Source organism: Mesobacterium pallidum (assembly GCF_019966535.1).
Classification (GTDB): domain Bacteria; phylum Pseudomonadota; class Alphaproteobacteria; order Rhodobacterales; family Rhodobacteraceae; genus Mesobacterium; species Mesobacterium pallidum.
This window is the reverse complement of the sequence record NZ_JAIMID010000016.1, coordinates 137449-148623: the sequence shown is the minus strand read 5'-3', so window position 1 is coordinate 148623 and position 11175 is coordinate 137449. Positions and strand designations below refer to the sequence as shown.

Annotated in this window: 8 protein-coding genes; 5 read left to right on the top strand and 3 right to left on the bottom strand. The window is 66.3% G+C overall.

All coding sequences use genetic code 11. The features are described from left to right. Positions 1–550: 550 nt before the first annotated feature. From msrQ to MF270_RS20565, 3 genes are all read right to left on the bottom strand, one after another. The gene (gene msrQ / locus MF270_RS20575; RefSeq protein ID WP_238367664.1) at positions 551–1159 is read right to left on the bottom strand and encodes a protein-methionine-sulfoxide reductase heme-binding subunit MsrQ; all 609 of its coding nucleotides are present in this window, start codon (positions 1157–1159) and stop codon (positions 551–553) included. Next, positions 1159–2061 carry a protein-methionine-sulfoxide reductase catalytic subunit MsrP gene (msrP, locus tag MF270_RS20570; RefSeq protein ID WP_238367663.1) on the bottom strand — a complete coding sequence of 301 codons (903 nt, stop codon included), beginning with the start codon at positions 2059–2061 and terminating at the stop codon, positions 1159–1161. The genes msrQ and msrP overlap by 1 nt, the downstream gene beginning before the upstream one ends. 127 nt (positions 2062–2188) lie before the next feature. Beyond that, positions 2189–3697, bottom strand: a complete 1509-nt coding sequence (locus MF270_RS20565; protein ID WP_238367662.1) for an FMN-binding glutamate synthase family protein — start codon at positions 3695–3697, stop codon at positions 2189–2191. A gap of 115 nt (positions 3698–3812) precedes the next feature. On the opposite strand from MF270_RS20565, the gene MF270_RS20560 reads away from it, so the two are divergent. The 5 genes from MF270_RS20560 to MF270_RS20540 all read left to right on the top strand — a co-directional run bounded on the left by MF270_RS20560 (position 3813) and on the right by MF270_RS20540 (position 11127). Further along, positions 3813–4274, top strand: a complete 462-nt coding sequence (locus tag MF270_RS20560) for a DUF302 domain-containing protein (RefSeq protein WP_238367661.1) — start codon at positions 3813–3815, stop codon at positions 4272–4274. A 430-nt stretch (positions 4275–4704) separates the two neighbouring features. Next, on the top strand, positions 4705–6117 hold the full coding sequence (locus MF270_RS20555) for a calcium-binding protein (RefSeq protein WP_238367660.1): 1413 nt from the start codon (positions 4705–4707) through the stop codon (positions 6115–6117). Positions 6118–6230: 113 nt separating this feature from the next. Next, positions 6231–8285: a calcium-binding protein gene (locus MF270_RS20550; protein WP_238367659.1), complete on the top strand. Its 2055-nt coding sequence runs from the start codon at positions 6231–6233 to the stop codon at positions 8283–8285. A gap of 140 nt (positions 8286–8425) precedes the next feature. Beyond that, a complete protein-coding gene (locus MF270_RS20545) occupies positions 8426–9562 on the top strand; it encodes a calcium-binding protein (RefSeq protein WP_238367658.1) in 1137 nt (378 codons plus the stop codon). 191 nt (positions 9563–9753) lie between these two features. Further along, positions 9754–11127, top strand: a complete 1374-nt coding sequence (locus MF270_RS20540) for a calcium-binding protein (RefSeq protein ID WP_238367670.1) — start codon at positions 9754–9756, stop codon at positions 11125–11127. Positions 11128–11175: the final 48 nt, after the last annotated feature.

Sequence of the window (11175 nt, the reverse complement as noted above, 5' to 3'; positions counted from 1 at the left end):
AAAAACCAGACCGATGCGCCCTAACTTCTCGGCGCGCCCGCCCGTCATTACCTCTGATTTGTTCAACCCACCGTCTTACCCTCAACCTCGCCAGCGTCTCGCTGGCTCCGTCTCGTGCGCCCCGGTGGGCCGCCCCGTCTGCGCCTCAGCGCCGCCGGTGAGGGGGCTTTTACGGTTAGGGGTGCGGACCCGCAAGCGGAAAAATCGGGTCTCTTGCGATTTTTCTCTGATTATCACGCAACGCATTGAATTCACGTAATAACTTTGCGTGATTTTCTGCACCAACGGGACGATGGCAGCGTTAACGGCGGCGCTATCAAAGCGAGTCATCCGCACCCTGAACCACCCAAGGTGACAACATCATGACATACCCACAGGGTTATCCACAAAATCGGCCAGACTCGGGTGACTCGCCCCTCCGATTCAGTCGCGAGTCCGAGTCGGTTCGGGGCAGAAAAAGCGACTCGCCCCCGAAATTCGCGACCCGGAACGAAAACGGGGAGCGATTCAGTGAATCGCTCCCCGTAGAATTCGAATGTCCGGCTCGTTATTAGGCCCGGGCAACTCGCCGCCCCGGTTTCGGCAGGTAGCGCAGCCCGACAAGGCCCAGGATGATCGCCATGTATATGAGCGGCTCGAGCTGGAAGCCCTTCCGCAGCATGACGAAGTGCAGCGCCCCCAGCACGGCCACCGGGTAGGTCAGCTTGTGCAGCTTGCGCCAGCGCGGCCCCAGCTTGCGGATCGACCAGTTGTTCGAGGTCAGCGCCAGCGGCGTCATCAGCAGCATCGCCACGAAGCCGACGGTCACATACGGGCGCTTGACGATATCGGCCCAGACCTCGGACAGGATCTGCACGTCGAGCACCAGCCACACCGCGAAGTGCAGCATGACATAGACATATGTCATGATGCCCAACGCCCGGCGGTACTTGACCAGGTTCACGCGCGCCAGCCGCATCAGCGGCGTGATCGCCAGCACCACGATCAGCAGCTTGAGGGCAAACTCGCCCAGCTCATGCTCCAGCGCCTCGACCGGCTCGGCGCCGAGCCCGCCGGTGGCGCCCAGGTAGACCCACCAGCCGAAGGGGATGAGACCCAGTATATAGATGGGCCAGGCGGGCACGCGGCGCGCGGCGCGGTTGATCGTGTCGGCCAGCATCAGAAGTTCTTTTTAAGGTCCATGCCGGCATAGAGGCTCGCCACCTCTTCGCCATAGCCGTTGAACTTCTGCGTGGGCTGCTTCTTGGCAAAGAAGCCGCCGCCGATCACCCGTTCGGTGGCCTGGCTCCAGCGCGGGTGATCCACCTCGGGGTTCACGTTGCTGTAGAAGCCGTATTCGCGCGGGTTCGCCTTGTTCCAGGCGGTGGGCGGCTCGCGGTCGGTCAGGGTGATCCGCACGATCGACTTGATCGACTTGAAGCCATACTTCCACGGCACCACCAGCCGCAGCGGCGCGCCGTTCTGGTTCGGGATGTCGCGGCCGTAGATGCCCGTGGCGACGAAGGTCAGCGGATGCATCGCCTCGTCCATCCTCAGCCCTTCGACATAGGGCCAGTCGAGCACGGGGAACCGGACGCCCGGCATCTCGTCCGGACGCAGGGCAGTTTGAAAGGCGACGTACTTGGCCGAGGACTTCACCCCGGCCATGTTCAGCAGGTCGGCCAGTTCGAACCCGTTCCAGGGCACGACCATCGACCAGGCCTCGACACAGCGGAAGCGGTAGATGCGCTCCTCGGTGCTCATGGCCTTCTGGATGTCCTCGAAGGCATAGTCGCCGGGCTTGTCGACCATGCCGTCGATCTTGACCGACCAGGGGGAGGTCGTCAGCGCGCCGGCATTCCTGGACGGGTCATCCTTGCCGGTGCCGAACTCATAGTAGTTGCAGTAGCTGGTGATGTCCTCGAAGGCATTGGGCTCGAGCCCCTGCGCCATCGCCCCCTGCCCCAGGATCGACCCGAGGCCCAGCGCCCCGGCCCCGGCAATGATCTGGCGGCGGTTCAGGAAATGCGCTTCGGGCGTGACATCGCAGTCGCGCAGGTCGTTCTTCCAGCGATAGGCCATCTGGATCCTCCGGTCCGTTCGGGTGTGTTGACCCAATAGGTAGAGGAGAGGCCGCCATCGGCCAACAAACGTCCTGTCACGATGGCGGCAGGGGCTTGAAACATTCCCCGCCCTGCCCGCGCATCGGTCAGGTGGCCTGCAACGTGACCGCGTCCTGCGGGTGGACCGGGGGGAAGAGGTCGCTCATCAGGATGGATTCGGAATTGTCCTGCACGATGCGCACGTGGTTGCGCCGCATCATGCGCGGCTCGGCCACGCCGACGGAATGGGCGATGGTCTCGAGCTCTTCGCGGATCTGGTCGGCGTAGCGGGCGACCTTCACCTCCTTGTCCTCGACCACGAGGCCACGCTGGTAATGGGGATCATGCGTGGTGATCCCGGTCGGGCAGGTGTTGCGGTTGCACTTCATTGCCTGGATGCAGCCCAGCGAGAACATGAAGCCGCGCGCCGAGGTGACAAAGTCGGCCCCCGCGGCGATGGCCCAGGCCACGTCACCGGGGTTGATCAGCTTGCCGCTGGCGATGATGCGGATGCGGTCGTGCAGCCCGAACTCGTCGCGCAGGTCGACGAGGCGGGGCAGCGCCTCGCGGATCGACATGCCGACAAGGTCGATCAGCGGCATGGGCGCGGCGCCGGTGCCGCCTTCGCCGCCATCAAGAGTGATGAAATCGGGGGCGGAGTCCGGCCCCTGCCGCGCGATCTCTTCGAACAGGCCCCGGATACCGGCCTTGTCGCCCATCACGGTCTTGATGCCCGTCGGCTTGCCCGTCACTTCACGCACGTGAGCGACGAAGGCCAGCAGCGAGGGGAAGTCGTAGGTCTCCGGGTGCCGGTTGGGCGAGATGCTGTCTTTGCCCACCGGGATATGCCGCACGCGCGCGATTTCCTCGGTCACTTTCGATCCGGGCAGGATGCCGCCCTTGCCGGGCTTGGCGCCCTGGGCGATCTTGACCTCGAACATGCGCACATGGGGTTTCTCGGCAATGGCGCGCAGCTTGTCGTCGTCGAGCCCGCCCTGGTCGTTGCGCACGCCGTACTTGGCCGTGCCGATCTGGAAGACGATGTCGCAGCCGCCTTCCTCGTGATGCGGGGCCAGCCCTCCTTCGCCGGTGTTGATCCAGATGCCCGCCTTGGCCGCCCCGCGGCTAAGCGCCCGCACGGCCGGCTGGGACAGCGCGCCATAGCTCATCCCCGAGATGTTGAAGATCGACGGCGCGAGGTAGGGCGTGCGCGTGTCCGGTCCGACCACCAGCGGTTCGGTCTTGGCATATTGGTCCTGCAGCGGCGGAAAGGCCGAGTTCACGAACAGCGGCGTGCCCACGATGTTCAAACCCCGGGTCGAGCCGAAGGCGACCGTGTTCGTCTTGCCCTTGCCGGCCCGCTCGACCCAGTCCCGCTGCGCGCGGTTGAAGGGCATCTCCTCGCGGTCCATGGCAAAGAAATACTGCCGGAAGAATTCGCCGAGCGACGAGAACAGGTGCCGGAACCGCCCGATGACCGGGTAGTTGCGCCGGATCGCGTCGCTGTGCTGCGACCGGTCCACGATGAAGAAGGTCAGCGCCGTCAGCAGCAGCAGCGCAACTGCCGCGACGAAGACAAGGACCAGGATCTCGAGGATCTGCATCGAAAGGGACATCTGCGACACTCCGCTCTGTCGCGCGGGATTGACCCGGGCGTTTTCGGTCCCAAGGTTAACGTCACCTCGCGCGCGAACAAGAGGTGATGGCCAAAAGCCAGGGAGGAAAGCCAGCATGAGACCCAGATCGACACAGACCTTCAAGGCGTTCGCCGTCGCGGCGGCGCTGACGGCCGGCACCGCGGCCATGGCCGAGCCGCGCACCTACACCACGACCGACAGCTTTGACGACGTGGTCTTCAGCCTCGAGAACGCGATCATCGGCCGGGGCCTGGTGATCGACCACACCAACTACGTCGGCGACATGCTCGAGCGCACGCGCGAAGACGTCGGCTCGGACGTGGTGCTGTTCTCGAATGCGCAGGTGGTCAGCTTCTGCTCGGCCACCACCTCGCGCGAGGTGATGGAGGCGGACCCGATGAACCTGGTCTGGTGCCCCTACGGGATTTTCGTGGCGCAGCTGCCGGACAGCGCGGACGAGGTGACGGTGGGCTTCCACGACTACCCCGAGGGGCCGATGGACGCAGTCGAGACATTGCTCGACTCCATCGTGCGCGAGGCGCTGATGCTGGACTGACCCGGTCCGGCGGGGCGGCGCGGAGCCGGCCCCGCATCATACCCCCGGACAGGCTTGTTCACGTCACGTCGGCGATGACGTCGTTTCGATGCCCCCGTCACACATGTGCCGGGGGCATGTTTTTCTGCGGCGCAGGAACGGGCCCACCGGAATCATGGCCGAAACGTGGCGGCGCCGTGTTGTCGAAGCCGAGTCGCATCAACAGTTCGCCCCGTGGTGGACCATTGTTTTCAGGTCGAAAACAACGCCCGCATGACACCATGCGAAGATCGCCCACATGCCGCATTCTTGCCGTATTTTCTTCATTTTTCGCGCTGCAGCATGGTAAATGTTTTCACCAGTTCGATGGTTATTCCCCCAAGGGGGCGCGAGTCGCGCGCCCCGAAATACTCGGATCTGGAAGCAAGAAGGCCTGCCCGAAATGACCACCATGACCTACGGCACAGCCGGCAATGACTCTCTCGAGGGAACCACGACCAGCGACGCCATCGACCTGCTCGACGGCGATGACAGCTACTTCGGCAACAACGGCCAGGACGAGATCCTGGGCGGGGCCGGCAACGATTACATCCTGACCGGCAACGGATCGGACATCGCCTTCGGCGGAACGGGCGACGATTACATCTCGGGCGCCTGCGGCAAGGACACGATCCAGGGCGACGACGGCAACGACACGATCGATGGCGGCAACGCCGAAGACCTGATCTACGGTGGGATCGGCGACGATTCCCTGAACGGCGGCAACAACGACGACACGCTGTTCGGCGGCGCGGGCCTTGATTTCCTGCGCGGCGGCTCGGCCAACGACGTGATCTACGGCGGCGACGGGAACGACACGCTGCAGGGCGACAAGGGCGACGACACCATGACGGGCGGCGCGGGGGCCGACACCTTCATGATCCTTGGCGACAGCCACAACGACACGATCACCGATTTCGAGATCGGCATCGACAAGATCGACATCAGCTACCTGACCGTGCACACGCTGGGCCAGCTGACGGTGACGGATACCGCGGATGGCGTCCGCATCTCGCTGGGCGACTACAGCACCTTCAGTTCGATCACGTTGAGCGGGCTCACGGCCGCCGACATCTCGGACAGCGACTTCATCCTCGCCGACGCCCCGCCCGCGCCCACCGGCACCTCGGGCGGCGACCGGATCACCGGCACCGACGGCAATGACAGCTACGACGGCGGCGACGGGTCGGATTCGATCTCTGGCGGGCTTGGCGACGACACGCTGACGGGCGGCAACGGCAAGGACACGCTGAACGGCGAGGACGGCGACGACCTGCTGGACGGCGGCTCGGGCGATGACAAGCTGACCGGCGGCGCCGGCAACGACACGCTGAGCGGCGAGGCCGGCAACGACCTGATCCAGGGCGGCGACGGCGGCGACGTGATCCGCGGCGGCAACAAGAACGACCGTCTCTACGGCGACAACGGGGCCGACACGATCTACGGCGGCAACGGCAACGACAAGGTCTACGGCGGAAACTGGCACGACCTGCTTGTCGGCGGCGCCGGCAAGGATACCATGCAGGGTGACGACGGTGACGACACGCTGGCGGGGGGCTGGAACGACGACATGCTGACCGGCGGCGCCGGGGCAGATGTCTTCGTCATGGAAGACCGCGCGGGTTACGACACGATCACCGATTTCGAGGATGGCATCGACCTGGTCGACGGCACCGGCCTTGGGCCGCTGGGCGTCACGGGCTTCGGCGACCTGGTGATCACGCAGGTGGGGGCGGACACGCTTGTCACCTTCAACGACTACAACGCGCTGACGCTCGCGGGCGTCGACGCGGCATCGATCGGGGCCGACGACTTCCTCTTCTGAGACAGCCGGCACGCCCCAAGACGTCTTTCCGGACCCTGGCCGCCCCTTAGGCCCGGGCGCCGTGTTGTTCATGGGGTTGCCGGGCCTGCCCGGGTGAATGAGGAGTGAAACCAATGGCCACGAATTTGACCGGGACGGCGGGCAACGACAGCTACGTGCATGCGCCCGACACGACCGACCTCTACTACGAGGCCTGGGCCGGAGACGATACCATCGAAGGCGGGATCGGACGCGACCTGCTGCTGGGCCAGCTGGGCGATGACAGCCTGCTGGGCGAGGACGGCACCGACACGCTGTCGGGCGGCGATGGCAACGACACGCTCTGGGGCGGCGACGGCGACGACAGCCTGGTCGGCGGGGCCGGCGACGACGCGCTGCTGGGCGAAAGCGGCGACGACAGCCTCTGGGGCTTTGCCGGGCGCGATTTCCTGTCGGGCGGAACCGGGGCCGACCTGCTTTATGGCGGCGACGACAATGACACGCTTTGGGGCGGCAGCCTGAACGACACGCTCATGGGCGGAGAGGGCGACGATTCCCTCAATGGCCATCTCGATGACGACCTTCTGTATGGCGGCTACGGCGAAGACACGCTTTACGGCGAGGCGGGCGATGACACGCTGGTCGGGGACGCGGGCGACGACGTGCTGCAGGGCGGCCGCGGCGAAGACGCGCTTTATGGCGGCGACGACAACGACTTCCTCACCGGGGGCGCCGGGTCCGACACGTTGATGGGCGGCGACGGCGACGACAAGATCGACGGCGGCGCGCGGTCGCTCGACAAGGACGAAGACGGCGGCGACCTGATCCTGGGCGGGCTCGGCAACGACACCATCCTTGGCCATGACGGCAACGACAGCGTCGAGGGCGGCCTGGGCGACGACATGATCATGGGCGAGAACGGCGACGACTGGCTGGTCGGCGACAGCGCCGACCTCGAGACCGGCGGCAACGACACGATCGACGGCGGCGACGGGGCCGACTACATTGAGGGCAACGCGGGCGACGACAGCCTCAAGGGCGGCGCCGGCTGGGACGAGATCTGGGGCGGCGACGGCAACGACACGCTATACGGCGAAAAGGACTCCGATGTCCTGAGCGGCGGCGACGGCGACGACCTGCTGGGCGGCGGCATGGGCGAGGATTCCATGTGGGGCGACGCCGGCAACGACACGCTCTACGGTGAAGCCGAGGCCGACATCCTGTTTGGCGACGACGGCGACGACGAGATCTACGGCGGCACCGGCGGCGATTACATGAACGGCGGCTCGGGCAAGGACACGCTGACCGCGGGCGAGGATGACGACCTTGGCTATGGCGGGGACGGCGATGACCTGCTGATCGGCGAAGGCGGCAACGACACGCTTTACGGCGACAACGAGCTGGCTTCGAACGACGACGGCAACGACACGATCGACGGTGGCTCGGGCAACGACGTGCTGTTCGGTGGCAACGGGCATGACCTGCTCAAGGGCGGCGAGGGCGCGGATTTCCTGGGCGGACAGGGCGGTGACGACACGCTGCTGGGCGGCAGCGGCGCCGACCGGCTTGCCGGCGGCGACGACAATGACAGCGCCGAAGGCATGAACGGGGCCGACATCCTCTGGGGCGGCTTCGGCAACGACACGCTCTGGGGCGGCTTCGGCTTTGACACGCTGTTCGGCGGCGACGGGGACGACATGCTCGACGGCGGTGCCCATGGCGACACGCTGAACGGCGGCGACGGGGACGACATGCTCACCGGTGATCTCGGCCGGGACGAACTGCTGGGCGGCGCGGGCAATGACACGCTCGCGGGCGGCGACCATTCCGACCTTCTGCTGGGCGGCGCCGGCGATGACTTGGTCCAGGGTGACAGCGGGAACGACACGCTCGAAGGCGGTGACGGCGATGACGAGCTGACCGGCGGCGACGGCGCGGATGTCTTCGTCTTCCTGTCGGATGGCAGCATCGACACGCTCATGGACTTCGAGGACGGCACCGACCTCATCGACGTCTCGTCGCAGGGCTATGCGGACCTGTTCGACATGACCGGCTATACCTCGGTCACCTACAGCAACTTCGACGTGACCGACGTTTTCTTCGCGGAAACCTTCGGCGGGGCCCACCTGTTCCTCAGGGTCGCGGCCGGAGAGGAGATCACGCTGACTGACGCGGACTTCATCTTCTGATAGCATGAGACATCGCGGGCGTGGGCCGACAGGTCCCGCGCCCGCGCAATGCAGGCCGGGCGCGGGCGCCGGGCAAAGCCCGTCGGGGGACGGGACACGGGAAACGCAGGAGTTCACCAGCCACCGAGGAGAGACGCATCATGGCTGTCGAAATTGGAACCAACCTACCGGACTACTTCGATTTCAGCTGGAGCAGCGAAGACCTGTTCTATTCTGGGTTCGGCGGGTCCGACACCGTGCTGGGGGGCCTCGGCCATGACACCCTGCGCGGCATGGCCGACGCGGATTCGCTGTCCGGCGGCGGGGGCCGCGACTACCTTGACGGCGGCCAGGGCGAAGACACCGCCTGGGGCGGAGACGGAGAGGACATCCTTCGGGGCGGCGCCGGCGACGACGCGCTGTTCGGAGAGGCCGACCGCGATCTCCTCAACGGCGACAACGGCGACGATTTCCTGTCAGGTGGCGCGGGCAACGATCTGTTGGTCGGCGGCTACGGGCACGACTGGCTGGACGGCGGATCGCGCGGCGCGGACAGCGACGGCAACGATGCGCTGATCGGGGGCGGCGGGCGCGACACGCTGATGGGCCACGACGGCGACGACACGCTGGACGGCGGCACTGGCCGCGACCTGCTGCTGGGCGAAGTCGGCGCCGACCTGCTCAAGGGCGGACGCGGCCGCGACACGCTCGACGGCGGGACCGGCGATGACACCCTGGCAGGCGGCAGCGGGGATGACCTGCTCAAGGGCGGCGACGGTGAAGACAGGCTCTTTGCCGGCCGTGGCAGCGACACGGCGCAGGGCGGCGACGGCAACGACACCATCGCGGGCCACGGCGGCGACGACCTCGTGCTGGGAGAGCTGGGCGACGACGTGCTCTTCGGCGACCGCGCGGACGGCAGCCTGTCGGGCAATGACACGATCGACGGCGGGCTGGGCCGCGACACGATCCACGGCGGCGGCGGAGACGACGTGCTGAAGGGCGGCAAGGACGACGACACGCTGACCGGCGGCGCCGGGGCGGACACCTTTATCTTCGAGAACGACGGCAGCATCGATGTCATCATGGATTTCGAGGACGGCACCGACCTGATCGACCTGACCGCGCTTGGCCTCGCCAGTTTCGACGACGTCTTCGGGGGCATCGGGCTGATCCTGCCGAACTTTGCCCCCGGCCCGGTGATCTACGGGCTCGACATCGCGGGGCTCATGCAGATCGACATGGTCGTCGCCCCGGGCACGGTCATCACGCTCACCGCCGATGATTTCCTGATCTGACGCCCACCGCGCGTTGACCAAGGGTCACGCAACCGCCACACGGGCGCCGCAGTGTTTCCAGAAACTGCGGCGCCCGTTCGCGTTCCCGGGCCAAAAACCTCTTAATCTTCGTTAACGTTTCCCTAAAACGCCGCTTTTCTCCGCCAGTGTTCCCTCAAAGGAAACACGAGTGAGCGGGGTCCGTGACCACGATGGCAACCAACCTTCTGACCTATCTTCAGGGTCGGCCCGAATTCAGCCAGTACATGCGCCTAGTCGAGGCAGCGAAAGCGTATATCCCCGAGATCGACATCGTGATCGCCCGGCTCATGCAGGTCCTGACCATCCCCGACAACGACGGGGTCATGAACTTTGCCCGCCAGTTGGGATACACCGGAACGGACGCGGATGCCGGCACCGACTTCATTGTCGCCAAGGCGGCCGAGGTGGCCGAGACGCGCGAGGGCGAAGGCACGGGCGAGGTCCTGGTCGCCTTGCTGCTGACCGGATCCAGCCGCGTCACGCAATGGGGCGACCCGCTGGAGGACGGCGAGACGCTCACCAGCGCCTACCTCAACCAGGCGCTGACCATCGACGGCACGACCATCACCGACCAGGCGATCGGCACCTTCGACGCCAAGATCATCAGCCAGACCAACGTGCCCTTCGACGACTCGTCCCTGATTGGCCTCGTGGCCGTGACCGACAGCTTCGTGTTGCCCTACGACTGGCCCATCGACCCGGCTCCGGAACCGGCCGCCAAGGTCCACGTCGTCGGCACCAGCTCGAGCGACAAGCTCAACACCGGCGGCACCGACGACTTGGTCGAGGCGGGCGACGGCTCGGACGAGGTCCGCTCGGGCGCGGGGGACGACGACGTCTACGGCGGCGGCGGCAACGACACGTTGCGCGGCGGCGACGGCAACGACCTGCTGCTCGGCGAAACCGGCCGGGACGAGCTGCGCGGCGACGCGGGCAACGACACGCTGCTGGGCGGCAACCAGGACGACAAGCTCGACGGCGGATCCGAGGACGATCACCTCGACGGCGGCTCGGGCAAGGACAGGCTTTATGGTCGCGACGGGAACGACACGCTCTTGGGCGACAATGACGACGACAAGCTCTGGGGCGGGACGGGCGACGATTCGCTTTGGGGCGGCGACGGCAACGACCAGATGCTGGGCGAGGACGGCAACGACACGATGGACGGCGACGAGGGCGACGACCAGATGCTGGGCGGCCTGGGCGACGACCTGATGCAGGGTGGCTTCGGCCTGGACGAGCTTGTGGGCGAGGACGGCGCCGACACGCTGAACGGCGGCTACGACAACGACATCCTCGAGGGCGGCACCGGCGCGGATGTCTTCGCCTTCGGCCAGTTCGCCGGGTCGGACTGGATCATGGATTTCGAGGACGGGATCGACCTGATCGACCTGAGCGAAACCAGCGTGACCGCCTTCGACCAGCTGACCTTTGCCGAAGCCGGACCCAACGTGCTGATCAGCGCGGCCGGCGAGCCGGGGTTCGGCATCACGCTGGCCTACATGACGCTGGCCGAGGTGGACGCGGGCGATTTCCTGTTCTGACCGCGCCCGAGGGCCATGAAAACCCCGCCCGGATCGCTCCGGGCGGGG